Below are 24,470 nucleotides of genomic sequence, written 5' to 3' on the forward strand. Positions count from 1 at the left end.
GACTGCGGACCCTCATATTTCGGCTGACAAACCGCGATCACGAGGCACAACGGCGCCCGCGGTGGGGACTGCTTAGCCTCTCGCCACCGCCGGCACCAATCCGGAAGCAGAACGTCCGGAAAGCATCGTAGGGTCGGCGCATGAGCGAGATCGACCCGAACGAGCCCGTGGCGTTCGCCCCCGCCGGCGATGAGGCCGAGACGCTGGTGAGCACTCTGGACCGGAACCGCCGGACCTTCGCCTGGAAGTGTGGCGGGCTCGACGCCGCAGGCATGACCGCGCGCCTGAGCCAGTCGACGATGACGCTGGGTGGCCTGGTCAAGCACATGGCGCTCATCGAGGACCACTACTTCACGGCGATGCTCGCCGGCCGAGAGATGCCCGACGTCTGGCACGCCTACGGCGGCGATGACTGGGAGTGGCGCACGGCTTCCGATGACACCCCCGAGGAGTTGATGGCACTGTGGCGCGGCGCCATCGCCCGGTCGCGCGCGGCCGTCGCCGAGGCGCTCGCAGGTGGCGGGCTCGGCACGCTCGCCACCAAGCCCACGCACTGGGGCGCGACGCTCAACCTGCGGCGGATTCTGGCGGATCTCATCGAGGAGTACGCCCGGCATACCGGACATGCCGACCTCATCCGCGAGTCCGTGGACGGGCTCGTCGGCGAGGACGCGCCGGCTGAATGCCGCGAGTGACGCACCAGATCCAGCCGTCCCTTCTAGGGAAGGTCGCCCCGGAGGCGGGCGACGAACACGTACTCTCGGCTGTCATCGGCGAATGGCTCGTGGGCGAAGCCGCCGTAGAGCGCCTCCACCTCGAGACCGGCGACGTCGAGCAGACCGAGCCACTCGTTCTTCGTTGCCCACCACAGGGAACTCGTCGCGCCATCGGCGAGGACCGTGTCGATCCGGTTGTCGCCGACCGAGTATCGGATCGTGTGGGGTACGGGCTCCTGCTGGTGCACGCCGTCGAGACGTGCGGCGATCCGGTGGTCGCAGGCAAAGGCGTTCCAGGCGAACCGGCCGTCCGGCCGTAGCGACGCGGCGACGCGCTCGAAGGTGCGGCGGCGGTCGGCCCAGGTCGGCAGATGCAGGAGCGCGCGGAACGGGCAGTAGATCAGCGCCGCCGGCTCGTCGAGGGCGAGGTCGCGCATGTCGCCCTTGCGCAGGTCGAGGTCCACGCCGGACTCGGCTGCACGGGTACGGGCTTCCTCGAGCATCGCCGGCGAGGAGTCGAGGCCGACAACTCGTCGCCCAGTCGCCTGCGCGACCGGGATCGCGACCCGGCCGTTCCCGATCGCAAGCTCGACCAGAGGCCCGTCCGCTTCGCGGGCAAGGTCAACGTAGAAGGCGACATCAGCCGTCATGCGAGCCGACCATTCCTCGTAGCGGTTCGCGAACGCCTCGTCCCAGGTCGTCGTCATCGGCTCATGCTAGAGCCGATCAATGCACCGACAATCCCGGCACCGGCAGCGACAATCCCGGCACCGGCACCCGAGTCTTCCCGCCTGGTCGATGCTTACGTCCGCAGGCGTCGTGCGTGAGGACGTACCAGGCGGGATGTGAGGTGGATCTCCCTCAGGTGCGCCGATCGGCTGTCACGTTCGGGCCGCGAATCTCGTCCTAGGGATGACGACGTTGCTCACGATGGGAGGCCACCGGTGCGCCAATTCCAGGACATCTGGCCTAGATCTCGCATGGCGGGGTTTCTCGCCACAATGCGGGCGAAGGTATTCCCGGATCACTGGTCTGTCCTGCTTGGGCAGATCAGTGTCTTCAGCTTTGTCGTCGTCGCGATCAGTGGCGTCGTATTGACGTTCTTCTACGATCCGTCGATGGAGCGGGTGACGTACGCCGGGTCGTACGGACCGCTCACCGGTGTGGACATGTCGCGGGCATTCGCGTCCACGTTGGACATCTCGTTCGAAGTCCGCGGCGGTCTGTTGGTGCGTCAGGTACATCTGTGGAGCTCACTGGTGATGACGGCCGCGATCGTCCTGCATCTGCTGTGGTTGTTCTTCGCCGGCGCGTTCCGGGGGCCCAGGCGTCGGAGCTGGCTGATCGTCGTCACGCTCCTTGTCGTGACGATGGCCGCTGGCATGACAGGCCTGGCCCTGCCTGACGACCTGCTGTCCGGCACCAGCATGGCTGTCCTCGACGGCGTGCTCACGGCAACGCCCGTCGTCGGTACGTGGCTGTCGGCGTTGCTGTTCGGCGGCGCGTTCCCCGGCGACGTCAACGCGCTCTTCTACCCCGTGCACGTGGTGGTTCTGCCCGCGGCGCTGGCGATCGCGTTCGTGGCAAAGGCAATCGTCGGACTCCGCCACAAGCCCGCGGAATACGCTGGACGGGAGCGAACGAAAGACAACCCAATTGGCACGAACCTCCGGGCGTTCGTGGCCAAGAGCGCGGGCCTGTTCCTCATCATGAGCGGTGTGATCGTGCTGATGGCCGCGACGCTCACCGTCAATCCGATCTGGCAGTACGGCCCCGCGGACCCGGCAAGTGCCACGGCCGGATCGAGCCCGAACTGGTCCCTGGCCTTCCTCGACGGCGCGCTCCGCCTCGCGCCCGGGTGGGAGTTCGTCTGGATGGGCCGGACCTGGTCCGTTGCCGTCCTGCTTCCGGTGCTTGTCTGCACGCTGTTCTTCGCGATCGTGGCGGCCTATCCGTACCTCGAGCAATGGGTGACCGGAGACAGCGAGGACCATCACCTGCTCGAACGCCCGCGCAACAACCCCACACGTACCGGTATCGGTGTGGCCGGCATCGTCTTCTACGGCGTGCTGTGGGCGGCCGCAGGCTCCAACACCATCGCCGTCGTGTTCGGCATCTCCGTCGAGGGGTTCATGCATGCCCTGCAGGTGCTGCTCGTTATCGGCCCGGTGGCGGGGTTCGACATCGCCAGGCGGATCTGCATCGGCCTGCAGCGAAGGGACCGGGCGATCGTGCTTCACGGGCGTGAGACCGGACAGCTCGTCCGGACGCGAAGCGGCGGGTACGCCGAGGTGCACCTGGCCGTCGACGCGGCCGAGCGCCAGCGTCTGGCTGACTACGAGGACCACCCGCCGGTCCCCCTCCAACGCGACGTGCATGGGCAGACAAGGTTGCCGCAGCGGCTGCAGGTGCGTCTGTCGCAGCTCTTCTATCGGGATCGGATTGCCCCGCTCGCCAAGGCAGAAATGGGCCGTGATCGGCACGATATGACCTCTACGCGCTGAGAGGTCCGGCGGGCGTCTATCGGGTGGTCACATCGCCAGGTTCGGCGCCGGGTAGGTCGGCCGGATCGAAGACCGCCAGGGGGTAGCCGCGCTGCTGCGCTGGGGGCAGTGGCGCGAGCCGGGCGCGAAACTCCTCGATCCGGTCGGTGACAACGCCCTTGGCCACCAGCTCCCGCTCCGGGTAGGCGCCAAGGTCATCGATCTCGGCGAGGAAGCGGTCCAACTCTGCGGCCATGCGGTCGCGGACATCAGTGTGGTGGGAATCGTCGGCCAGGTTGTGCACGCACTCGGGATCCGTGCGCAGGTCGTACAGTTCCTCGGCGGGCTTGCCCGGCGGCATGAAGACCGCTGCGGTGCCGCTCAGGGACCCGGCGGCATTGAGCCGGCGAAGCTCCTGCATCGTCGGCATGTTCTCCATGTACTGGTTGCGCTGGCAGTACGGGATCTGCGGGTAGAAGTTGCGTACGTAGTGGAACTGTCGATCACGGATGACGCGGACCCGGTCGAACGCCTCGTCCATCCGGTCGCGTGCGGCGAACACGTAGTCGCGCGGTGGTGCTTCGGCGGCACCGAGGAACGCCTGACCGTCGTAGTCGGCCGGGATGGGCGCGCCCGCGATCGACAGGAAGGTGGGCGCGACGTCGACCCAGGACACCAGCCGATCGCTGCTGCTGCCGGGCTCGAGGACGCCGGGCCAGCTGATCAGCAGCGGCATGTGGATCCCTGCGCTGTAGGGCCAGCGCTTCTCCCGCGGCAGGCCGCGCCCGTGGTCGGACAGGAACACCACGACTGTGTTGTCCGCAACGCCGGAGGTGTCAAGCGCGTCGAGGATCTCGCCGACCTGCCGGTCGAGCTCCGCGATGTTGTCAGCATGCCGTGCGATGTCGCCGCGCACGACCGGTGTGTCGGGGAGGTACGGCGGCACCGGCACGGCGGCCGGGTCGGTGATGCGTGCCGGGCGTGGCTTCTCGTGGTTCCAGTGCTCCAGGTGGTCCCGGCCCGGGTACTCACCCTCGTCCGGCCACATGGACGACTCGTGCGTGATCGCGATGTTGAGGTAGGCGAGCCAGGGCTGGTCCGGCATCGCGCCCGCCCGCAGCCTGTCGATCCACGGCTGATCGTCATCGCGCCAGCCGCTCGTCGGTTCGAGGTTGAAGTCGAGCTTGGTCGGCCAGCTCACGTAGTAGCCCGCGTCGCGTAGCTCGTGGGTGAACAGCCGCGGCGGGTCCGCCAGGGTGGACCGCATGTGGTGCGTGCCGATCTTCATCGGGTACTGACCGGTCACCATCGTCGACCGCGACGGAGCGCAGACGGGGTAGGTGGAGTAGGCCTCGTCGTAGCGACACCCGCGTGCGGCCAGCCCGTCGAGGTGGGGTGTGTGCACGTAGTCGGCGCCGTAGCAGCCAGCGATCCGACCGATGTCTTCACCCACGATCAACACGATGTTCGGACGGTCGGACACGCGGCGATCACCTCTCCTGATGTGGACCAAGGCTTGTCGGTGCGCGCTTCCAGCCTTGGCACTGACACTAGCCGGCCACGACAGCGGCGTGGGTGTAGGTGTCGGTGGGCATGGGGTGGTCGAGTTGCCAGGTGATGGCGATGGTCCGGTCGCCGGCCGCGGGTGTGCCCGAACGGGCACTACCGACGTTCTCACAAGTGGAAAATCAAGTCACCACTTGTGAGAACGTCGCCGCGTCGCCGGCGAGCCACGCAGGAAGATCCGCCTCCGTAGGCCACGTCGCCACAGCGGAACGAAGGATTTCCCTGGCCGCGGGGGTCAACGGCGAGTGGGGAGGACGGACGTCACCGGCCTCGATTCCCTCCGCTCGCAGCATCTCCTTGAGAACGTCGACGTTGAAGCGTCCCTGCTCCTCGGTGCGAAGGGCCTCGACCGGGGCGACGAGGTCGATCAACCGGCGAAGCCGAACCTGGTCACCGCCAGCCACCGCGGCGTGCACGGCCAAGGCGACATCAGGTCGCACGTTGGCGATGCCGGAGGTGAAGGCGGTGACGCCGAGCTCGGCGAACGCCGGCACCCGTCCCTCCGCCGAGCCGTTGATCCACGCGCAGTGCTGAGCCGCACCATCGTCGAGCATTTCCGCCAAGGTGGTCAGGTCCGGTCGTGCGTACTTCACCGCGATGACCGACGGGCTCGACGCAAGTTCCGTCAAGGCCTCCCGGCTGAGTCTCGTCGAGCGTACGTACAACACGACCGGCAGCGCGACGCGCTCACAGATCTGCTGGAAGTAGCGAGCGACACCACCGCCGTCACCGAACGGCTCGGCTGGTTCGTGGATCATGACGGCGTCGTATCCGAGATCGCGGGCGCGGGCGGCGTCATCGAGCGCGCCACCCAGGCTGCCGGCAAGTCCGGCGATCAAGGTCGCTTCCTGCCGGTCCGCCGCGACGGCCCGCAGTACGCTCATCCGCTCGTCCGACGTCAGCTGGTGAACCTCGGCGGTGTTACCCAGGGCGGTGAGCGTGCGAATACCAGCCACCTCGAGCCGACGGGTGAGGAGACGTACGGCGGGCTCGTCCACCGCGCGCGTCCCGTCGAGGTAGGGCGTCACGAGGACAGCGACCACGCCGTCCATCCTGGGGCGCGCCACCGGGCGTCGCTGCGCGGAAGCTTCAGACATGTCTCTCCTCCATCCAGGACCCGCCGCCGGTGGCGGCACATGCTACTTGTCGGTGGGGCCCGACCCGGCGTGCCGGACGGCCATCTCCAACGCCCGGCGTCGCACCTCGGTGCGTAGCTCGGGCGGGTCGAGCACCTCGAAGTCGTACGACAGGCCGGCCGCGTAGGACGCGAGTGAGGCGAGGTCGTCGGCCGCCACCCGCAGGATGGACCGCCCGTGTGGCGCTGGCTCGACGATGCGGCCGCGGAACGCACGCGCCGCCTTCTCGTGGGCCAGGTCGAGCAGGATCCGTGCCTCGTAGCGGTAGACGGCGAGCTTGGTTGACTCCAACACCAGAGCGGCGGCGTCTGGCGGGTCGGTGATCCGAGAGCGCTCCCCGGTCGGTGCCGGGCCGGTGATTCGGTCGATCCGGAACGTCCGCCATGCCTGCCGGTCGCGGTCTTGGGCAACCAGGTACCACCGCTCACCTGCCTGCACGATCTGGTACGGCTCCGCAATGCGCGCACTGATCCGGCCGGCGTGGTCGGTGTAGGAGAACCGGAGCGTTTCGGTACGTCGGCACGCCGTTGCCAGCGCGGTGAGCACGGTGGGATCGACGGCCGGCAGTGCCGGCCCGGGCAGCTGGACAGTCGCCTCCTGTAGCGCCCGCACCCGTTCGCGGAGCCGCGGCGGCAACACCTGGTCGAGCTTCGCCAGAGCTGCGACGGAAGAGTTCTCGATGCCGGCGACCGCGCTCGCCGCGGCCAGCTGAAGCCCCACGGTGGTCGCGACCGCCTCTTCGTCGTCGAGCAGCAGCGGTGGCAGGCGGCCGCCAGCGCCGAGCGTGTAACCGCCTGCCTGACCGCCGGTCGCCTGGACGGGATAGCCCAGCTCACGCAGCCGCGTCATGTCGCGGCGCAGGGTGCGGGGCGAGACGTCCAGGCGGGCCGCCAGGTCTGGCCCGGGCCACCAGGGTCGGGACGGCAACAGTGACAACAGCCGTAGCAGGCGGACGGCCGGATCCATGGCTGTCATTCTCTCCTGCTTCGCGGCCGAGATCTGACCGCGAAGCAGCCTATTGTCCGGGCATGACCGGCTCCGGTATCTGGATGCAGCAGCCGCGCATCGCCGAGACCACCCGGCTGCGGGATCTCCAGCGGCCGCAGGTGGAGGTGGCATGACGTCACCGCGCGCCGTCGCCCGTCGGCTTCCCCTGGAGCCGGGGGTCTACCGCTTCCGCGATGGGGCCGGCAAGGTGCTCTACATCGGCCGGGCCCGCTACCTGCGCCGCCGCGTGCAGTCGTACTGGACCAACCTCGGCGACCGCCCGCACCTGGCGACGATGGTGGCGCGCATCGGGCGAGTCGAGGCAGTCTGGTGCGACTCCGAGCACGAGGCGGCCTGGTTGGAACGCAACCTGCTCGAGCACTCCAAACCACGCTGGAACCGCGCCGAAGGCGGCCTGGGAGTCGTCGGATACATCCGCGTCGACTCCGGGCGGTCCCGACCAGGCCTGCGGCTCGCATACAACGCGACGACGGCCGCACCGCACTTCGGCCCCTTCCTCGGCGGCCTGCGGATCCGGCAGGCGATCTCCGCGCTCCACCGGGTGCTGCCCCTGTCGTACGCGACCGCCGCCAACGGTTCGGCACGCGAGCTCGCTCGCCAGCTCGGCATCGGCCCGAGTGACCGGGACACGCTCGCCCAGACAGCGATCGCCGTGCTCGAACGCGATCCGGCGGCGGTGACGGCGCTGCGGGCGGAGCTGGTGCGTCGCCGCGACCGCGCCGCCGAGCAGCTCAGCTTCGAGCTCGCGGCGAAGCTGCAGGACGAGATCACCGCGTTCGACTGGATCATCGCCGAGCAGAAGGTGTCGTTACTCGAGCCGGACGATACCGACGTGTACGGCTGGGCGGACGGCACTCTCGTACGGTTCACGATGCGCGCTGGCCGACTGTGCACGTGGACACAACGAGCCACCGCCGAAAGGACGGCACGTGACCGGGTGGCGGCGACTCCTGCCCGCTGGCGTGCGTTCGCGCAACGCAATGCCGAGCTCGCCGCCCGACTGCTACGGGACGAAGGACGTGGCGCTGCTGCGGCGGGAAGGGAGCAGTAGGGCGATGGGCGTGTGGCGAACGGCTCGAGGCAACGACACCGGCGTGGAGATCCACCCGGTCACGCCTGATCGCTGGGACGACCTCGTCGAGTTGTTCGAGCGCAAGGGCCCGCGCGGCGGCACGCCGATACCCGGGTCCTGCTGGTGCTCGTGCTGGCGAGAACGGCAGGGCGTACGTGCGCTGAACAAGGCAGCCTTCAAGGCCGCCGTCGACGATGGCCGCGTCCCGGGGATGATCGCCTACGCCGAGGGTCGCCCGGTTGGTTGGGTCGCGGTCGCGGTCGCGCCACGTGAGGACCACAGCGGCCTCGAGCGATCTCGCTGGTACGGGCCCTGCCCGGGAGACCGCGGCGTCTTTGCCGTGACCTGCTTCTACGTCGATCGTGCACTGCGCGGGATGGGGGTGTCGAGCGCGCTGCTCGACGCGGCGATCGAATACGCCCGTGCCTCGGGCGCCACGGCTGTCGACGCCTTTCCGAAAGTCGACGTCGCGCAGCACGCCTTGACTGACCGGCGGGCAGAGGAGAACGCCAGCTGGATGGGGCGCCGCCAGTCGTTCGAGGCACGCGGGTTCGTCACCATCCGCGCCACCGGCAAGCGGGCCGTGATGCGGCTGTCATTCCACCCCGAACCATGAGGCGAGTGTCGAGCGGCTCGCCAGCGAACGCAACCGACTCCAGGACGCGCTTTACTGACCCGCGGGCCTGGTCGATCAGAGGTAGCTGAACAACGGAGGGAAGACCAGAACCACGATCCAGGCCCACGCGGCGTAGACCGGGAGATAGCCGGTCTGCCACCGCTCGAGCGCGGTGAACGGGGTACGTCGGCGGACGAACCCCAGCACCAGCCACGCCGACCAGGCGAGATTGGCAAGCAGGATGACGTTCTCCCCGAGGGCCGCCGCCTTGTTGGGTGTGGCGCCGTACTCGGTGATGCGTCCGGTGATTTCCAGGAGCACCAGCACGTCGATGGCCAGCGCGCTGACCACGAGGGCGAACTGCAGCTTGTCGAACAGGCCGGGTGTGGCCAACGGGTCGCGGGCTGAGATCGAGTAGAGCAGCAAACCGAGCACGACGACCAGCAGAAGGTCGAACAGGATCAGCGTTTCCCGCTCGACATCGATGGTGGCGCTGGTCCACCCGAGGGCGACAAGGAACGCCACCAGCACGGCGGTGAAGAGCGGAGTGAACAGCCGCGTGAGCACGGGGGCAATGTTCTCGACCACACTCTGCTTGGCCTCGACGAGCCACCCGGCCACGACGACGGCGGCCACGACGCCGCATGGGAGAAGCCATTGGGAGATGAAGGTTTCCGGTTCGATCCCGATGGCCTGGAAGGTACCGACAACGAACGCGGTCAACACGCCACCGCCGAGGGCGATGAGAACGAAGTAGACAAAGCATTCACCGGTGAAGCGGATGAAGTCCATCCGTCGGCGTGACGATCGCCAGTCGTCGGCGACGTAGGCCAGGCCGACCACGAGCCACAGGGCGATGGGGAGATGGATGGCGGTCAGGACCACCGACTGGGAGTCCTCCGCGAGCGGATAGATGTTGGCTGCCACGGCGCCGAGCGCGAACAACGCCAGCAGTACCCCGATCAGCTGTGGCCTGACCTGGCGGCGCCAGGCCAGGAAGCCCGCGAGCCAGGGCAGCGCGAACAGGCTGAAGTTTGGTGCGTAGAACGCGCCATCCTCGTCGAAGTTCAACCCGAACAGTGCCGGCACCTTGATGGACACCACCGCGCCCGCCGCGCAGATGACCATCACCAGGAGGTCACGCCGCGACCGGGTGTTCGCCACCTCGCCGCCGGTTTCGCCGGTCAGGACCAGTTGTTTCCACAGGCGTTCCGAATGCTCCCGGGCGAACTCGCGGGACAGGTCGTCCAAGCTACCCATGCGCTTGACCGCGACCAGGAAGGCCTCGTCGGCGCGGAGGCCTACGGCGATGAGCTCATCGACGGAACCCCGGAGATGGTCTTCGAGCTCGTCGGCGTCGGACTGCCGTAGCTCTGGGCGGCGTCGTACGTAGTCACGCCACTGCGCGAACTGCGCCTCCAGCTCGTCCTGACCGCCTAGCGCTGTCATGCCCGGCCCTCCATCGGAATCGCCGTCAACTGCCGGACAAAATCGCCGCGGCCGATCCAGATCTCATCGAGCGCGTCCACGACCGTGCCCCATTGGCGCCGCTGCTCGGCGAGCTCGGCCATGCCCTTGTCGGTGACGCGGTAGTACTTGCGCCGCCGCTCCCCGGCGACAGACCGCCAGCTCGACTCCACATGACCGAGCCGCTCGAGCCGGTGCAGCAACGGGTAGACCAGTCCTTCGGTCCAGTCCAGCTCGCCACCGGACAGCTCGTTGATCCGCCTGAGAATGGCGTAGCCGTAACTCTCTCCCTCGGCGAGGATGCCGAGCACCATCGGCGTCGCCGACGCGGCGACAAGATCTTTGGTGAGCCTCACGAGTCCTCCGCCCCGCCCCTACCCCTAGAAGTACGATGCATAGTAGTTCCAGGTATCAGCCCAGCGCAATGGCCGAATCGACGGTCGATCGCCGGAGCTGAGCCAGGAGGAGTTGCGTGAAGTCGCCACTGGGATCGAGGCGGCACTCGGCCGGCGGGAGCGGCGGGCTGGTGTACCAGCGAGCCATGCGGGGGGTACCGTCGTGCGTTCCGCAGTGCGTTGTCGCCTGGCCGTTGAGTTGGCCAATCAACCTTTGCCACGGAGGCGAATGGCGATGGATCGAACCGCATTCCTGGACCAGTTGCACGCGCAGGTCGCCGCCCCACGTCCGGCGGTGATCGAGCTGATCCAACGCATGTGCGGGCAGAAGGTCGCAGGGATCGAGCGACTCATCCATGGCGATGAGAATGAGGTCTACCGCGCCGACCTCGCCGAAGGCGGCACGGTGTTTGTGCGCATAGGCCGTCCAGACACACCCGCGCTCAGTCTCTATCGGGAAGCATGGGCCATGGAACACGCCCGCCGCGCTGGCGTTCCCGTCCCCGATGTCCTGACGGTGGAGCCGATCGCCGGTAACGAAGGGGACCGGCACGCCATGGTGGTTGCCGCGGCAAGCGGCCGGCAACTCACTGGCCTGTTGCCGTCGATGCCGGCCGGTCGGCGGGCCGGCATCATGCGCGACCTCGGCCGCGTCCTGGCCAGGCTGCACGCCGTCTCGATGCGCGGCCGCGGCATGCCCGACGGCACTGGTGACTGGCCCGACGAGGCCAGCGACCAGCGTCGGTACATCACGAATGTGATCGCCGACTGCGATCACCTGGGCGAGGCTGGACTGACCGACACGGAGATCCAGGACGCTCGTGGTCTACTCCACCAGGCGCTGGAAGAACCGGTCCGTCGACCCGCACCCGTGCTCTGTCATGGTGACCTGTCGCCCGATCACATATTTGTCGACCGGGAGTACCGGGTGTGTGCGCTCATCGACTGGGGAATGTGGAGCGCCGGAGCCGCCGAGGATGATCTGGCCGAGGTCGCCATGCGCCACACAAGGGCCGACTTCGACGCGGTGCTCGAGGGACACAGCGGAGACGCGGCGCGCGATCCCGCACTACGTCAAACCATCTCGCGCGCACTGATGATGAGGACAATCGCCTACCTGCGGTGGCTGCTCACCAGTGGCCAGACAGGACACCTCGAATCCGGGGTCGTACCACTACGGCGAGCGCTCACCGACCTCACCCGCGGCAACTGACGCGACCCTCATCGTGGTGTACGCCTGAAACCTCGGGAGGTGCAGGACTTGTCCGCTCACAGTCCAAGGGCTGCGGCGGCTTCGTAGTAGGCCTCGTTGTAGCTGGGGAACTGCGCGATCCCGTCGAGCAGTACGTCGATGGGCAGTTGGTTGCGGATGGCCAGGACGGCCGTGTGGATCCATTCCCCGGCGAGGGGCGACAACGCCCACGCCCCGATCAGGATTCGTCGTTGCCGGTCGGCGATGAGGCCGAGGGTGCCGCGCGGTTCGGTCTCGAACGTCCATGGCCTGGGGATCGACTCGGCCAGGTCGATCTGCGCGGTGGCGACGTCGATTCCCTGCTGGCGGGCCGCGTCGGTCGTGAGGCCGACGGCGGCGATCTCGGGTTCGCCGAAGACGACCCGCGGTATGCCGGTGTAGTTGGCGGGGTGGGGCTTGCCGAGGATGTTGTCGGCAACGACGCGACCCTGGTACAGCGCCGTGTGGGTGAACAGCGCGACGCCGGTGATGTCCCCGACCGCCCACAAGCCGTCGCCGACCCGGCAATGCTGGTCCACCTGGAGTTCGCCACGTGCGCCGGTGCGGACGCCGACGGCATCGAGGCCGAGGTCGGCGGTGGCGACCGTCCGGCCGGAGGCAAGCACGATCATGTCGACCCGCACGCTGGTGCCGTCGTCCAGGTCGACCACGGTGTCGGACCCGTTTCGGCGGGCCGCGCGTACCTGGCAGTTCGTACGGACGTCGACGCCCTCCTTGGTCAGGTGGGCCTCGACGGCCTCACCCAGCTCCGGGACCTCGCGGCCGAGCAGGCGCGGTCCGCGCTGGACGATCGTGACCCGGCTGCCCATCCGGTGGAGGAAGGTGCCGAGTTCGACGCCGACCGCACTGCCGCCGATGAGCAACGAACGTTCGGGGATCTCCTTCAGGTTGGTGGCTTCCCGGTTCGTCCAGACTGGTACCTGGTCCAGCCCCTCGACGTCGGGCCAGGCCTGTGTGGATCCGGTACTGATGATGATGTTTTCCGCGGTCAGCACCTCTCCGTCCACCGCGACCTGGCCGGGCCCAGCCAGTCGACCTTCACCCTTGATCACGGTCGCACCATTCGCGCGGTACTCCTCGACCTGGGCGCTGTCGTCGAGGTGACGGACGATGACGTCGCGATACTCCCGCACCTTCGCCCATTCCATCGAGGGCTTGCCAACCCCGGCGACGCGGGACGCTTCGGCCCGGGCCTCGACCGGCCGGAGCAGGGTCTTGGACGGCATGCACGCCCAATAAGCGCACTCCCCGCCGATCAGCTGCTTCTCCACCACGGCGACGCGCTTACCCCCCGCGATCAGCCTGTTGGCGACGGTCTCCCCGCCTGGGCCCATTCCGATCACGATCGCATCGAACCGTTCGTTCATGACTACGGGATGCCCTTCTGGGCATCAGCCACACCTCGAAGGGCTCCTGTCGGGCGGGCTCGTCGGCTGGTCCGCGGATCGTCGACACCTGTGGACGGGTACAAGTCGAGCACGGGCCGACTCGCCGGCTCCGGCCTGGCCCAGGGGGGAGGGCGTCCCGGCAGGGACCGACGTAGTGATCCTGGGGACGAGCTGAGGACGGGGCGGACAGAGGGGGGATGGTGGAGTTCCAGCAGGTCGTGACGCTGGTGGGTATAGGCGTCGACTGCGTGGGCGTCGCCGCGATCGTGGTGGGAACGCTCGTCTCGACCGTCCTCGCGGTCGTCCAGCTCGCTCGCCACGAGGCAGGTGCGTACCGCGTCTACCGCCGTCGCATCGGGCGGTCGATCCTGCTCGGCCTGGAGTTTCTCGTCGCGGGCGACATCATCCGGACCGTCGCGGTCCAACCGACGTTCACCAGCGTCGGAGTGCTCGCCCTGATCGTGGCGATCCGTACGTTCCTCAGCTTCTCGCTCGAACTCGAGGTCACGGGGCGGTGGCCGTGGCGCAAGGCCGAGGAGGGCGTGGCGCCGGCCGCAAAGGTCGAATAGCACACGCACAACCCTTTTCTGGTTCGCAGAAGGCCGCGCATGGGTACCGACGTTTGTGCAGTGCCGATCGATCTCTTTTGGTCGTGTTCAAGGCGAGAGGTTCACACGCATGGCCTGGCTCCACCGCGGGTGCCTGCTCCTCGGCGCTGTGCTCGCGGCGTTCCTCATCGTCGTATCCACGTCGGAAGGACCTCACCAGCCCGGTGTCTCGCGGCGTAGCGATGCCATCCTCGATCCGGCGGCACGCGGCGTGATCACGTACGAGAACACCGCGAACATCGCCAGCTACCAGCAGGACGGCATCCTCACCTACCGCGGCTGGCAGTACACCGGCTGGTATCGCGACAGCGAACGCGCCGTCATCGCACGTCGTCAGCTCCCCTCCGGGCGCTGGCAGAGTACGGAGCTGGACGTCGACCTCTACCGCGACGACTCGCACAACACGATCGCCATGGCCGTGACGTCGTCCGATGGTCGCCTGCATGTCGCGTTCCCGACGCACAACGAGGGCATCCGCTACACGCGAACACGTCCAGGGGTCGCCAGCAGGCCGGGCGAGATCCCGTGGACGTCGCGAGTCTTCGAGCGCACGCGACCATCGTGGCCCGGCGCACCGGAGGCTCCGAGGACTCTCACCTATCCGCGGTTCGAGGTGGTCCGTGGCCGCATGCTGCTGACGTACCGCGACGGCATCTCGGGCAACGGCCAGCAGGTGCTGCTGCGCTACGACGACACGCCTGCCGGCACCTGGTCGTTCCTCGGCAGCTACACGTCCAGCCAGGGCACCTACCGCTCGAAATACGGGACGAGCACCACGCGCAACGCCTACCTGCACGGCTTCACCGCCGACCCGGCAACGGGTGACCTGGCCATCACGTGGACCTGGCGGGAACATCCCAGCGGCTCATGCGACGGCGCCAGTGTCGGCAACCACGACACCGGCTACGCGGTCAGCCATGACGGCGGAATGACATGGACCGGTAACCACGGCCGGGTGATCGGGCGCACCGGGACCCGGGACCTGATCGCGGTCCACGACCCGCACATCGTGCGAGGCATCCCGATCGACCGCGGTCTGATGAACCAGGAGTCCCAGGCGTTCGACCATGAGGGACGCCTCCATGTCATGACCAGCCGGGTGCGGGCGAGCGATCTCCACCCACTCGGCGGCTGTGCGCGCGACCTCTACGCCGACCGCAGGCGGTTCGCCCGCCCGTACCACGCCTGGCGTGACGATGACGGCACCTGGCACGAGACGGCGCTGCCCACCCGGCAGGGAAGTTCCGGACGGACGAAAATCGTCCTCGGGAACGACGACACCGCCTACGTGATCCTGCCCGACGCACGCATCATGGCCGCGACGGCGGCGAGCAGGTGGACCGACTGGCGGACGGTCTTCGCCGCCGGGGACGTCCGCAACGTGTCGGAGCTGATCATCGACCGCTCGCGGCTGGCCCTCGACGGCGTACTCTCGGTCGCCTATCAGGAACCACCGCGTCGCGCAGGCCTGCCGTCGGCCTTCCGGATCGCCGACTTCCACCTGGGTTCCACCGCTCCGCACCGCCCGAAGTCGCGGAACCCGGAACGGCCGCCGCTTCCTTACGAGGGGAGCCGACGCGAAACGGCAGGTATCGATTGACAGTCGATATAGAACAGCCCATACTCGATACATGGTTGCGGCGCATCGGGCGGTAGCCCCTCTCCGAGTCTTCCTCGTGTTGCTGTTCGGCGTCCTGGTCGTGTTCCAGGTCCTCTCCCTGCCTGGACAGTTCGCGCACATGGCTGCGGAGTCCCCGGACCAGGCGTACCTGAGGTGGCCGATGACCGCCGTGGCGGTGTTCTGGGTGCTGTGTGTTCAGGTCGTGATCGTGTCCACCTGGAAGTTGCTCACCATGGTCAAACACGACCGCATCTTCAGTCCGGCCTCCTTGGCCTGGGTGGATGCGATCGTGTGGGCCATCGCCGCGGCGTGGATGGTGCTTCTGGGCGTGTTTGTCTACGTCGGTCTCAACGCGGACGACCCGGGCGTACCGCTCCTGCTCCTCTTGATGGTCATAGGTGTCACTGTGCTCGGTCTCCTGATGGTGGTGATGCGTGCGCTGCTGCGGCAGGCCACCACGCTGCGGACCGACATGGAGGCGGTGATCTGATGCCCATCGTGGTGCGCATCGACGTCGAGTTGGCCAAGCGCAAGATGAGCGTCGGCGAATTCTCCGAGCAGGTCGGACTCACGCCGGCAAACGTGGCGGTACTGAAGAACGGCCGTGCCAAGGCGGTGCGCTTCAGCACCCTGGAAGCCATGTGCCGGGTGCTCGACTGCCAGCCCGGCGACCTGCTGGAGTGGGTCGAGGAGTGAACGCCGCCGTCATCGGCTGGCCGCCCCGCTGATATAACGAGGGCCGTGCCCATGGGGTCCACCCACCAGGTACTCGGGTGTCCCTTGGTAGCGGGTGCCGAACGAAGCTGTCAGGACGGTGTGCATGTCGGGGGACCGTAAGGTCGTGGGTCGGCGACACGTCAGCCGGAGACGGTTGCTCAAAGGTGCCGGCATCGCGGCGGCCGCCACGGCGGCCACGGCGGCGTGGCCACTGTACTCGGCCAGCACGAGACCCAACATCTCCACCAGGGTCACGGGAAGCGGCGCATCGGAAAAGCCAAACGTCTTGTTGATCATTACCGATGACCAACCCCTGCACACGGAGTGGGCGACACCGACTGCCGTGAGCTGGATTGCAGGTCAAGGAATTCGGTTCCGCAACGCCCACGCCACCACGCCGCTCTGTGCACCGTCTCGTGCGTCCATCTTCTCCGGTCGTTATGCGCACAACCACCGAGTGTTGGACAACGGGCATCCATCCAGGTTGGACCAGAACACCACCGTGCAGCGGCACCTTCAACAGGCCGGATACCGGACCGCGCTGTTTGGAAAGTACGTCAACTACTGGGGCGTGAAGAACCCGCCACCTCACTTCGACGAGTGGACTGTTGTGCGGCCCCGTTACGTCGACGCCCACTACAACGTCAACGGCATCGTCCAGATGATTCCCGGATACACCACCACGGTGCTGAGGGATCGACTCCTGGGATTTCTGGATCGGGCGGCGCTCGGCAGCAGCCCCTGGTTCGCGATCTTCACACCCAACGCTCCGCACCGGCCCTCCACCGCCGACGTGCCGTACGAAGGAAGCGAGGTCCCGTCCTGGAGTGGTCGGCCCTCGGTCCCGGAGAAGGACAAGCGAGACAAGCCGCCATTCGTTCGGAGTTCGCGTTACACGTTCGCCGACGGCGAGGACTTGCGTGCGCGGCAGCTACAGTCGCTGCGCTCTGTCGATGATGCGCTGCAAGCGGTCAGGGGCAAGCTGATCGAAACCGGTCAGCTCGACAACACGCTGGTGATCTACTGCTCGGATCACGGTTACCTCTGGGGCGACCACGCGCTGCTGGACAAGGCCCTTCCCTACGGCCCGGCACACCAAGTGCCGCTCTACCTGTCCTGGCCCGCTGCCGGCCTCGACTCGGGCACGGTCGACGATCGCATCGCCGCGAACATCGACCTCGCGCCGACCATCCTGGACGCCGCGCAGGTCGCCCCCACGACACCACAAGACGGCCGGTCGCTGTTGTCGAACTTTCGCCGCGAGCACATCCTGCTCGAAAGCTGGCGGTGGTCTGACGATGTTCGCGGTGGACGGCCGACCTGGGCGTCCTATCTCAGCACCACGAGGCAGTACGTCGAGTACTACGACCTTCACACCAATTCCGCCGGCGACGAGGTGGGCAGCGGAAAGCTCTTCTTCCGCGAGTACTACGACCTGACCCGCGATCCGTATCAGCTGGATAACTTGCTTCACCACGCGACCCCGGCCGGGGAACGGGCCTTGGACATCCCCACCCTGGCCAAGCAACTCGCCGCCGACCGAAGCACGTGGGGCTGAACGACCTGGTCCTTGTAGCCTGGGGCGCTGTGACGAACCGAATGCACATGCCCCACATGTCCTGGCCGCCCGTCGCCATGATCGTGCGTTTCTTCGCGGCCACCGCCCTCGGCGTAGCGCTCCTGGCCGGTTGCAGCTCCGAAGGCGCCGCCACCGAGTGCGGTCTCGACCAGTGCACGGTCACCTTCGATCGAGGCGTCGAGGGCAACGCGAGCGTCCTCGGAGTCGACGCCCGGTTCGTCGGAACAGAGGGCGACCGGGCGACCGTCGAGGTCGCCGGTGAGCGGGTCACCCTGACCGCAGGCCAGCCGGCCACCGAGGTCGGTGGTCTGTCGGTCTCCGCGGAGAGCGTGACCGACTCCCAGGTGGTCGTACGCATCAGCCGGGGGAACTGACGTCACGTCGAGCCAGCGGGTCACGCGCAGGACACGCCTTCTGATGAAGCGTTCCTGGGTGCCGCCGACGACCTGGACAGTGCTTGGCGCCAGCGCCATGACGACGGTGGGCATCCTGCCGGTGTTCCTGCTCAGCTCCCAGTCTGTGTTCGTACGCGCGGACCTCGACTTCGACGAACGCAGATTCGGCGTCGCGGTGAGCGCCTTCTTCGTGGCCGCTGCGGCATCGGTGTTGCTTGGTGGTGGACTGGTCGATCGATGGGGACGTCGGACCAGCACCGCTGTCGCAGGGCTTCTCACCGCGGCCGGTGGATTCGGGGTCGCCTGGGCGGCTCGGTCATGGCTGGTTCTCACCGTGGCGATGGTCATCCTTGGGGTCGCCAACGCGGCATGTCAGGTGACGTCGAACGTCACCATGGCCAAAGTGGTGCCAGCGCATCGGCAGGGGCTCGGATTCGGGGTGAAGCAGGCTGCCATCCCACTCGCGATCACCCTCGCGGGTCTTGCCGTTCCGACGGTCGGCGCGCTGCTCGGGTGGCGGTGGACCTTCGCGCTCACCGGCTTCGGCGGCCTGGCGATCGCTCTCGTGAGCCTGCGCCTTCCCAGCGCCACGGTCGCCGGCTCTCGCCCACTCGGTGCGCTCGATCGTCCCTCCACGGCGGCGCTGGTGACCACGATGATCGCGGTCAGCCTGGCCAGCGCTGCCGGCAACTCTCTCGGCGCTTTCGTGGCCTCCTGGGGGTTCCGGGTGGGTCTGACTCCGGACGTAGCGGGGCTGCTGATGGCGACGGGTAGCGCGGTGAACCTTGTCGTGCGGGTGGTTTCCGGGCACCTCGCCGACCGTCGGCACGGGCGCAACCTGCCGGTTGTCGCGGCCCAGATGCTCATCGGTGCGGCGGCCTTGGCGGTGTTGTCGTTCCCGTCCGAACCCACCGTGGTGGCGGCCGGCCTGATCGCGTTTGCGTTCGGATGGTCGTGGCCGGGGCTGCTGCTGTACGCCGTCGTCCGGGTCAGCAGGGACGCGCCCGGTGCTGCGAGCAGCTATCTCCAGGCAGGAGCTTTCGTCGGTGGAGCGGCAGGACCGGCACTCTTCGGCGCGGTGGTCGCCGCGAGCGGATACGAGACTGCCTGGCGGGTCGCCGCCATGCTGTTCGCCGTCGCGGCACTGCTGGTCATCGTGGCCCGAAGGATGTTCATCGCCGACCTGATCGCCCGGCCACCCGTGCACCCCATCGGCTACGGCGGGGGACGTGAGGCGCCGGCGTACACGACCTCTTCGCGGCCGATCTCTCAGGGTCAGCAGTCTGGCGCAGAAGGCCACTCTCCACCGGACACCTAGCCGTCCATCATGGTTCAGCAACCGGGGTTGCCGTTGCGCCCTTGCCAGGTGAACGGGGACGGTTATGCCGAGATCCGGAACGGTGTAGCGACCCCCGCCCTCGGACGTTTCGCACGAGTTGAGGCACGGCTTCGCATGAGGGGCGCCCTGCGCCAACGGCGTGCCCTACGCCACGCTTGGGACGGCGCACGGCGACCGATCGCAGCCGGACGATGTTATCGATGTCATTCGTAACATCACCACGTAGGATCTGGCCAAGACGGACCTCGCGGGCCAGCCGCGGAAAGGGAGCGACATGACCGAGGCCACCGAGCGCCCCGCCAGGCAGCCGAGCATGGCTGACGTGGCGCGGACCGCCGGTGTCTCGGCGCAGACGGTCTCACGCGCGCTCCGTGACTCGCCGAACGTCAGCCCTGAGACAAGGCGGCGCGTGCTGACCGCCGTGGAGCAGCTCGGCTACCGGTTCAACAACGCCGCCCGCATGCTCTCTTCGGGGCGGAGCCACACCATCGGGCTCATACTGCTGCAGTCCGGCGGATACTACGCCCGCTCGGCGGTGACCGCCGGCGTCGAGGCTGCTGCGGGAGAGGCCGGGTTCGCGGTGAGCATCGCGACCATCGCCGCTCTCGACACCGGCCTGATGGAGCGGTCCCTGTCCAAGCTCGCGGAGCAGGGCGTCGACGGCATCGTCATCGCCGTGCCGCTCATTGCCACGACGCAGAAGATGGAGGACATCACTCGGGACATCCCGACCGTCACCCTCGACGGCTCGCGGACGGCGGGCGCCCGGGTGCTCGGGATCGACCAGCAGGAGGCGGGCCGTGTCGCCACGCAACATCTGCTCGACCTGGGGCACCGCCAGGTCTGGCACATCGCCGGGCCGGACGAGTGGATCGAGGCGCGCCAACGGCGGCAGGGATGGCAGGAGTGCCTGGCCGCCGCCGGGATCGAGGCGCCGCCGCCGCTCGAGGGCGACTGGTCCCCCGACTCGGGATATCGGCTCGGGAAAATCATCGCGATGATCCCGGACGTGACCGCAGTATTCGCGGCCAGCGACGAGATGGCCTTCGGAGTGATCCGCGCCATGCGCGAGCGCGGGCGGTCGGTGCCCGACGACCTGTCCATCGTGAGCGTCGACGACATCGCATTGGCGGCGTACTGCTCGCCCCCACTGACCACCGTGCGGCAGGACTTCTACAGCTGCGGCGCGACGGCCGTCGCCCTGCTGCTCGACCGGGCAGGTGCCGGGGCTTCTGATGTTCCCGCGACGCTGACGATCCGTGCCTCTACCGCGCCACCACCCGCGCGTTGATCTGCTCGTTGCCGGTCTGTGACGATCTCTTGCGCGCGCATGTTATCGATGCCATGCTTTGCTCCGATCGGCCGAGTCATCGCGTTTCTCGACCTGGGTGGCACGGGGTTGCGGCGGACTGGCGCCCGACGTAACCGCTCCGGACGAGCTCTGTTCTTGCGTCCGCGTGGCGCTGTCCACGGAAGGAGCCCGTACCAATGGGAAGATCACTCGTTCTCGCGGGCACTACGGTCACGGCACTCGGTCTGCTCTCCGGATGCCTGACCGGCGGGGACGGCTCCACCGGCGTGCGGTGAGCACGCTGTCCCGCCGGGCCGTCGCCGCCCTGAGCGCCGGCGTGTGTGTAGCCATCGCCGCGCTCGCGGTCACCGCCATCGTGCTCGCCCGCCCGGCGGGCGAGGACGCCTCGATCGACGGGTACACCGTGACCCGCGACGAGCTGCTCTTCCACCTGCGGCGGCTCGAACCGACGGTTCAGAACGAGCTGCGCAACGAGCATCGACTGCAGGGCGCGATCGACTGGACCACGCCGGTCGGCGACGGCACCGCCCTCGACCAGCTCACCTCTCGTGCGCTCGACGAGATCTGGCGCGACAAGACCACACTCATTCTCGCCGAGGAGCGCGGGCTCGACGTCGCGATCGACCACGAGGACTTCCTTGCCCAGCTGGCCGCCGAGAACGAGCGACGTGCCGACGCCCTCGCGAGGGGCGAGGTCGTCTACGGCGTCACGGCGTTCTCGCCCGAGGAGTACTACTCACACCGGCTCACCGAGATCACGACCGCCCTGAAGGAACGACTCAGCGCTGCCGCCGGTGACCCGCTCTGGGTCGACGACGGCGATGTCCGGCGCGCGTTCGACGCGGACCGGGAGGCGTGGAGCGCCAACGCGACCACCTACAGCTACTCGAAGCTCGTCGTCCGGGTGCCCGAAGGCGACGGCGCCTCCACGGACTACGCGGCACGCCTGAACCGGCGGGTGGCCGCCGCCGGGCGACTTGCGGACGTCGCCGCCCGGGAGCCCGGTGCCATGCTCACGACCGATACGTACGACGGCGGCTTGGCAGGGGCGAACGCCCACGACCAGGACCTCATGGTGCTGCTCGGGAACCTCGCCCCGGGGGAGATATCCGCCCCGGTCATGGGCACTGGCCAGGTCACCTACTACGAGCTCGACGGCAGGTCCGTCGACGAGAGCGCAGCGCTCGCCGACTACTCCCGGCGCATCCGCCAGGCGCTCATCGAGGAGAGGTTCAAGCAGTTCCTCGAGCGCCGGATCGCCACCAGCGACATCGAGGTCGACGCCGAGGCGTTGGACGCCATCAACGCAAAGGATGTGCAGGAATGAAGCCTGTCGCTACCGCACCACCACCCCCCGGAGCGCCGACGCGCCGACGACCCTCTTCGCGGGCGCTCCGCAGGGGCCTCGTCGCCCTGCTCGCCGCGCTCCTCACCGGATCGCTCGTGACCGTCATGCCGGCGGCCGCAGCTCCAAGCGGCGTCGCCGCCGCCAAGCCGAGCTGGCCGGGCAACACGCCCAACCCGAACGGCGGCACGGACTACTTCATCGACGCGACGAACGGTTCCGACAACGCCGGCGGCACATCGCCGGAGTCCGCCTGGCGCAGCCTCGCCAAGGCGAACGCGACGACGTTCGCGCCCGGTGACCGCATCCTGCTCAAGGCCGGCGAGCAGTGGCATGACGAGCAACTGTGGCCGAAGGGCTCGGGCAGCGCAGGCCGGCCGATCACCATCTCGGCGTACGGCGATCCGCGCGCCGGCCGGCCGTACATCGCGACGAACGGCAACGTGCCGAGCCCGTTCAACGCGGACGGCACGAAGAATCCCGAGACGGTGGGTCTGACCGGCGCCATCGTCCTGCGCAACCAGCAGTACTTCGAGATCAACAACGTCGAGCTGTCCAACGACGACGACTTCGCCACCGACATCACCACAGAACGAGTCGTCCGCGACGGAATCATGGTGTCGGTCAACGCCGACCTCCTGGCCGACGGCGCGGACAACATCATGGACCACTTCCGCATCTTCGATGTCTACGTCCACAACACCGACGGCCCGAGCTTCTGGCAGCAGATGCACTACGGCGGCATCAACTTCCAGGTCTTCGGCAGCCGCAACTACCGGGAGTACGGCACCGGCGGCTACTACTTCCAGGATGTCCGGATCGAGAACAACACCTTCGAGAACGTCGAGCTGCACGCCATCCAGTTCGCGTTCAACTGGTTCGGCGACCGCACAGCCGACTCCGGACAGTACGACGAGAACGGGAAGTGGCATGAGGGCTGGGAACAGCTGTGGGTGCGCACCCGCGACCTCTACAGCCGGGACGTCTACATCGGCCACAACTACGCCGAGAGTATCGGCCAGGGTGCGATCCAGCTCGCCAACACCAAGAACATGACGGTCGAGTACAACGAGGTGAACGGGTTCCTCGAGCGCTACAACTCGGTGTCCGTCGCGCTCTATCTGTGGGCGGGCGCTGACTCGGTCATGCAGTACAACGAGGTCTACGGCGGCCCGTACAACGAGTTCGACGGCACCCCGTGGGACCTGGAGTACACGAACTTCAACGTCACGTACCAGTTCAACTACTCACACGACAACCCGGCCGGCTGGATGTCGTACATGGGCAACAGCTCCAACTCGGTCGCCCGCTACAACCTGAGCGTCAACGACAACGGCGTGCTCGTGAAGAACATGCTGTCGACGAACTACTCGCCGACGTACTTCGTGAACAACACCTTTGTCTACGACGGCGCGGAAGTGGATTACTTCCACGACGAGACGTTCCTGTCCAGGGTCTACTTCCTGAACAACATCTTCTACAACTACTCGACGACTGAGCCGACGCCGTGGTACCGCCGGGCCGACGCCCTCCGCCACGCGGTGTTCTCGAACAACGACTTCTACGAGGCGAGCGGCAGCCACTCCAGCCAGGAACCGGCGGACCCGAACGGGCTGCGGGTCGACCCGAGGTTCGTGGGCAACCCGACTTCATACCTCACCGGGGCGGGCGTGGACAGGATTCGGAAGGCCGCGGCCCAGTTCCGGCTACGTGATGAGTCCCCGCTGATCGACGCCGGCCGGTACAACGCGCACCTGGGATCCGAGGACTTCCTCGGTACGCACATCTACTACGGCGACGCCCCGGACATCGGCATCGCGGAGAGCCGGATCGGCGAGAAGGTCACCAACCCGGTGGACGACGACCCGATCGAGGAGGAGCCCGGCAACCGGGTCAACCTCGCGCTCGACAAGCCGGTCGCCGCGAGCTCGACCCACCCGGGGGCAGGCGGCACGCTCGGCGCGGAGAAGTTGACCGATGGCGACCTGACGACCCGGTGGGCGGCGTCCGACGACGCGGCCTACCCGATCACACTCGACATCGACTTCGGAGGGGACACCACGTTCGACGAGGTGTACCTGGACGAGTACACCGACGCGGGCACCAACCCGCGGGTGCAAGCGTTCGAGCTGCAGCGGTGGGACGTGGGGACGGGCGAGTGGGTGACGTTCGCGAGCCACGACGACGGCATCGGCCACGACCTCACCGTGACCGGCTTCGGCAGCGTCACGACCTCCAGACTGCGGGTGGCGCTCACCGAGCAGATCGCCACCGAGGTCTACACCCCGACCATGACCGAGATCGCCGTGTACCGAACCGGCTAGGACACGCCCTAGTACCCCGTGGTTGAGATCTTTTGACGGTTCGTTTTGGTGAGGATCTGGTCGGCGGTCTTGGTCCAGACGAAGGGGTGGCAGCGGTCGTTCCAGCCGGTGATGAATTGGCGGATCTTGGT

At 67.7% G+C, this 24,470-nt stretch carries 22 protein-coding genes and 1 pseudogene; 15 read left to right on the forward strand and 8 right to left on the reverse strand.

Features of this window, described 5'->3' with window-relative positions; genetic code table 11:
* The first annotated feature begins 140 nt into the window (after nucleotides 1-140).
* Nucleotides 141-695, forward strand: coding sequence for a DinB family protein (locus ABN028_RS31025; RefSeq protein ID WP_349699070.1), 555 nt, complete (start codon nucleotides 141-143; stop codon nucleotides 693-695).
* A 23-nt stretch (nucleotides 696-718) separates the two neighbouring features.
* Here ABN028_RS31025 and ABN028_RS31030 read toward each other — a convergent pair whose 3' ends face one another.
* Complete coding sequence (locus ABN028_RS31030; RefSeq protein WP_349699071.1) at nucleotides 719-1,423, reverse strand: class I SAM-dependent methyltransferase; 705 nt, start codon at nucleotides 1,421-1,423, stop codon at nucleotides 719-721.
* A gap of 273 nt (nucleotides 1,424-1,696) precedes the next feature.
* On the opposite strand from ABN028_RS31030, the gene qcrB reads away from it, so the two are divergent.
* Nucleotides 1,697-3,220, forward strand: coding sequence for a cytochrome bc1 complex cytochrome b subunit (gene qcrB / locus ABN028_RS31035; RefSeq protein WP_502879228.1), 1,524 nt, complete (start codon nucleotides 1,697-1,699; stop codon nucleotides 3,218-3,220).
* A 16-nt stretch (nucleotides 3,221-3,236) separates the two neighbouring features.
* On the opposite strand, the gene ABN028_RS31040 is transcribed toward qcrB, so the two are convergent.
* The 3 genes from ABN028_RS31040 to ABN028_RS31050 all read right to left on the reverse strand — a co-directional run bounded on the left by ABN028_RS31040 (nucleotide 3,237) and on the right by ABN028_RS31050 (nucleotide 6,867).
* Nucleotides 3,237-4,682, reverse strand: a complete 1,446-nt coding sequence (locus ABN028_RS31040; protein WP_349699073.1) for a sulfatase family protein — start codon at nucleotides 4,680-4,682, stop codon at nucleotides 3,237-3,239.
* A 205-nt stretch (nucleotides 4,683-4,887) separates the two neighbouring features.
* Nucleotides 4,888-5,862 (reverse strand): dihydrodipicolinate synthase family protein, encoded by a 975-nt coding sequence (locus tag ABN028_RS31045; RefSeq protein ID WP_349699074.1) that lies wholly within the window; start codon nucleotides 5,860-5,862, stop codon nucleotides 4,888-4,890.
* 42 nt (nucleotides 5,863-5,904) lie between these two features.
* A complete protein-coding gene (locus ABN028_RS31050) occupies nucleotides 5,905-6,867 on the reverse strand; it encodes a helix-turn-helix transcriptional regulator (protein WP_349699075.1) in 963 nt (320 codons plus the stop codon).
* A 151-nt stretch (nucleotides 6,868-7,018) separates the two neighbouring features.
* On the opposite strand from ABN028_RS31050, the gene ABN028_RS31055 reads away from it, so the two are divergent.
* Both ABN028_RS31055 and ABN028_RS31060 read left to right on the forward strand, forming a co-directional pair.
* Nucleotides 7,019-7,960: a GIY-YIG nuclease family protein gene (locus ABN028_RS31055; protein ID WP_349699076.1), complete on the forward strand. Its 942-nt coding sequence runs from the start codon at nucleotides 7,019-7,021 to the stop codon at nucleotides 7,958-7,960.
* 4 nt (nucleotides 7,961-7,964) lie between these two features.
* The gene (locus tag ABN028_RS31060) at nucleotides 7,965-8,597 is read left to right on the forward strand and encodes a GNAT family N-acetyltransferase (protein ID WP_349699077.1); all 633 of its coding nucleotides are present in this window, start codon (nucleotides 7,965-7,967) and stop codon (nucleotides 8,595-8,597) included.
* A 75-nt stretch (nucleotides 8,598-8,672) separates the two neighbouring features.
* Here the strand turns inward: ABN028_RS31060 and ABN028_RS31065 are convergent, their stop codons facing one another.
* Complete coding sequence (locus tag ABN028_RS31065; RefSeq protein ID WP_349699078.1) at nucleotides 8,673-10,046, reverse strand: permease prefix domain 1-containing protein; 1,374 nt, start codon at nucleotides 10,044-10,046, stop codon at nucleotides 8,673-8,675.
* Nucleotides 10,043-10,420: a PadR family transcriptional regulator gene (locus tag ABN028_RS31070; protein WP_349699079.1), complete on the reverse strand. Its 378-nt coding sequence runs from the start codon at nucleotides 10,418-10,420 to the stop codon at nucleotides 10,043-10,045. The genes ABN028_RS31065 and ABN028_RS31070 overlap by 4 nt, the downstream gene beginning before the upstream one ends.
* A 274-nt stretch (nucleotides 10,421-10,694) precedes the next feature.
* Here ABN028_RS31070 and ABN028_RS31075 point away from each other — a divergent pair, with 274 nt between their 5' ends.
* Nucleotides 10,695-11,672 carry a phosphotransferase family protein gene (locus tag ABN028_RS31075; RefSeq protein ID WP_349699080.1) on the forward strand — a complete coding sequence of 326 codons (978 nt, stop codon included), beginning with the start codon at nucleotides 10,695-10,697 and terminating at the stop codon, nucleotides 11,670-11,672.
* Between the two features lie 56 nt (nucleotides 11,673-11,728).
* On the opposite strand, the gene ABN028_RS31080 is transcribed toward ABN028_RS31075, so the two are convergent.
* Nucleotides 11,729-13,078 (reverse strand): dihydrolipoyl dehydrogenase family protein, encoded by a 1,350-nt coding sequence (locus ABN028_RS31080; protein ID WP_349331351.1) that lies wholly within the window; start codon nucleotides 13,076-13,078, stop codon nucleotides 11,729-11,731.
* Between the two features lie 218 nt (nucleotides 13,079-13,296).
* Here ABN028_RS31080 and ABN028_RS31085 point away from each other — a divergent pair, with 218 nt between their 5' ends.
* The 10 genes from ABN028_RS31085 (at nucleotide 13,297) to ABN028_RS31130 (ending at nucleotide 24,339) form a co-directional block, all read left to right on the forward strand.
* Nucleotides 13,297-13,668: a DUF1622 domain-containing protein gene (locus ABN028_RS31085; protein WP_349699081.1), complete on the forward strand. Its 372-nt coding sequence runs from the start codon at nucleotides 13,297-13,299 to the stop codon at nucleotides 13,666-13,668.
* A 109-nt stretch (nucleotides 13,669-13,777) separates the two neighbouring features.
* Complete coding sequence (locus tag ABN028_RS31090; protein WP_349699082.1) at nucleotides 13,778-15,307, forward strand: BNR repeat-containing protein; 1,530 nt, start codon at nucleotides 13,778-13,780, stop codon at nucleotides 15,305-15,307.
* 31 nt (nucleotides 15,308-15,338) lie between these two features.
* The gene (locus tag ABN028_RS31095; protein WP_349331354.1) at nucleotides 15,339-15,818 is read left to right on the forward strand and encodes a DUF2975 domain-containing protein; all 480 of its coding nucleotides are present in this window, start codon (nucleotides 15,339-15,341) and stop codon (nucleotides 15,816-15,818) included.
* Nucleotides 15,818-16,024 carry a helix-turn-helix domain-containing protein gene (locus ABN028_RS31100; protein WP_349331355.1) on the forward strand — a complete coding sequence of 69 codons (207 nt, stop codon included), beginning with the start codon at nucleotides 15,818-15,820 and terminating at the stop codon, nucleotides 16,022-16,024. The genes ABN028_RS31095 and ABN028_RS31100 overlap by 1 nt, the downstream gene beginning before the upstream one ends.
* 124 nt (nucleotides 16,025-16,148) lie before the next feature.
* Entirely contained in the window at nucleotides 16,149-17,603 is a 1,455-nt protein-coding gene (locus tag ABN028_RS31105) for a sulfatase family protein (RefSeq protein ID WP_349699083.1), read from the forward strand.
* 29 nt (nucleotides 17,604-17,632) lie between these two features.
* Entirely contained in the window at nucleotides 17,633-17,998 is a 366-nt protein-coding gene (locus ABN028_RS31110) for a hypothetical protein (RefSeq protein WP_349331356.1), read from the forward strand.
* A gap of 43 nt (nucleotides 17,999-18,041) precedes the next feature.
* Nucleotides 18,042-19,337 carry an MFS transporter gene (locus ABN028_RS31115; RefSeq protein ID WP_349331357.1) on the forward strand — a complete coding sequence of 432 codons (1,296 nt, stop codon included), beginning with the start codon at nucleotides 18,042-18,044 and terminating at the stop codon, nucleotides 19,335-19,337.
* 295 nt (nucleotides 19,338-19,632) lie between these two features.
* Nucleotides 19,633-20,649 (forward strand): LacI family DNA-binding transcriptional regulator, encoded by a 1,017-nt coding sequence (locus tag ABN028_RS31120; protein WP_502879229.1) that lies wholly within the window; start codon nucleotides 19,633-19,635, stop codon nucleotides 20,647-20,649.
* Nucleotides 20,650-20,905: 256 nt separating this feature from the next.
* Nucleotides 20,906-21,997 (forward strand): hypothetical protein, encoded by a 1,092-nt coding sequence (locus ABN028_RS31125; RefSeq protein ID WP_349699084.1) that lies wholly within the window; start codon nucleotides 20,906-20,908, stop codon nucleotides 21,995-21,997.
* Complete coding sequence (locus tag ABN028_RS31130) at nucleotides 21,994-24,339, forward strand: discoidin domain-containing protein (RefSeq protein WP_349699085.1); 2,346 nt, start codon at nucleotides 21,994-21,996, stop codon at nucleotides 24,337-24,339. Before ABN028_RS31125 ends, ABN028_RS31130 begins: the two co-directional genes overlap by 4 nt.
* A gap of 8 nt (nucleotides 24,340-24,347) precedes the next feature.
* Here ABN028_RS31130 and ABN028_RS35555 read toward each other — a convergent pair.
* Nucleotides 24,348-24,470 (reverse strand): annotated as a pseudogene (locus ABN028_RS35555) (IS630 family transposase); the annotation flags it as partial.

It is taken from the genome of Actinopolymorpha sp. B17G11 (genome assembly GCF_040196095.1).
GTDB lineage: Bacteria > Actinomycetota > Actinomycetes > Propionibacteriales > Actinopolymorphaceae > Thermasporomyces.

What these genes read in the sequence shown, in the direction of transcription:
- ABN028_RS31025 (WP_349699070.1), top strand. Translation starts at nt 141, where the DNA reads ATGAGCGAGATCGACCCGAACGAGCCCGTGGCGTTCGCCCCCGCCGGC.
- ABN028_RS31030 (WP_349699071.1), bottom strand. Translation starts at nt 1,423, where the DNA reads ATGACGACGACCTGGGACGAGGCGTTCGCGAACCGCTACGAGGAATGG.
- qcrB (WP_502879228.1), top strand. Translation starts at nt 1,697, where the DNA reads ATGGCGGGGTTTCTCGCCACAATGCGGGCGAAGGTATTCCCGGATCAC.
- ABN028_RS31045 (WP_349699074.1), bottom strand. Translation starts at nt 5,862, where the DNA reads ATGTCTGAAGCTTCCGCGCAGCGACGCCCGGTGGCGCGCCCCAGGATG.
- ABN028_RS31050 (WP_349699075.1), bottom strand. Translation starts at nt 6,867, where the DNA reads ATGGATCCGGCCGTCCGCCTGCTACGGCTGTTGTCACTGTTGCCGTCC.
- ABN028_RS31055 (WP_349699076.1), top strand. Translation starts at nt 7,019, where the DNA reads ATGACGTCACCGCGCGCCGTCGCCCGTCGGCTTCCCCTGGAGCCGGGG.
- ABN028_RS31060 (WP_349699077.1), top strand. Translation starts at nt 7,965, where the DNA reads ATGGGCGTGTGGCGAACGGCTCGAGGCAACGACACCGGCGTGGAGATC.
- ABN028_RS31065 (WP_349699078.1), bottom strand. Translation starts at nt 10,046, where the DNA reads ATGACAGCGCTAGGCGGTCAGGACGAGCTGGAGGCGCAGTTCGCGCAG.
- ABN028_RS31075 (WP_349699080.1), top strand. Translation starts at nt 10,695, where the DNA reads ATGGATCGAACCGCATTCCTGGACCAGTTGCACGCGCAGGTCGCCGCC.
- ABN028_RS31080 (WP_349331351.1), bottom strand. Translation starts at nt 13,078, where the DNA reads ATGAACGAACGGTTCGATGCGATCGTGATCGGAATGGGCCCAGGCGGG.
- ABN028_RS31085 (WP_349699081.1), top strand. Translation starts at nt 13,297, where the DNA reads ATGGTGGAGTTCCAGCAGGTCGTGACGCTGGTGGGTATAGGCGTCGAC.
- ABN028_RS31090 (WP_349699082.1), top strand. Translation starts at nt 13,778, where the DNA reads ATGGCCTGGCTCCACCGCGGGTGCCTGCTCCTCGGCGCTGTGCTCGCG.
- ABN028_RS31095 (WP_349331354.1), top strand. Translation starts at nt 15,339, where the DNA reads ATGGTTGCGGCGCATCGGGCGGTAGCCCCTCTCCGAGTCTTCCTCGTG.
- ABN028_RS31100 (WP_349331355.1), top strand. Translation starts at nt 15,818, where the DNA reads ATGCCCATCGTGGTGCGCATCGACGTCGAGTTGGCCAAGCGCAAGATG.
- ABN028_RS31105 (WP_349699083.1), top strand. Translation starts at nt 16,149, where the DNA reads ATGTCGGGGGACCGTAAGGTCGTGGGTCGGCGACACGTCAGCCGGAGA.
- ABN028_RS31115 (WP_349331357.1), top strand. Translation starts at nt 18,042, where the DNA reads ATGAAGCGTTCCTGGGTGCCGCCGACGACCTGGACAGTGCTTGGCGCC.
- ABN028_RS31120 (WP_502879229.1), top strand. Translation starts at nt 19,633, where the DNA reads ATGACCGAGGCCACCGAGCGCCCCGCCAGGCAGCCGAGCATGGCTGAC.
- ABN028_RS31125 (WP_349699084.1), top strand. Translation starts at nt 20,906, where the DNA reads ATGCCTGACCGGCGGGGACGGCTCCACCGGCGTGCGGTGAGCACGCTG.
- ABN028_RS31130 (WP_349699085.1), top strand. Translation starts at nt 21,994, where the DNA reads ATGAAGCCTGTCGCTACCGCACCACCACCCCCCGGAGCGCCGACGCGC.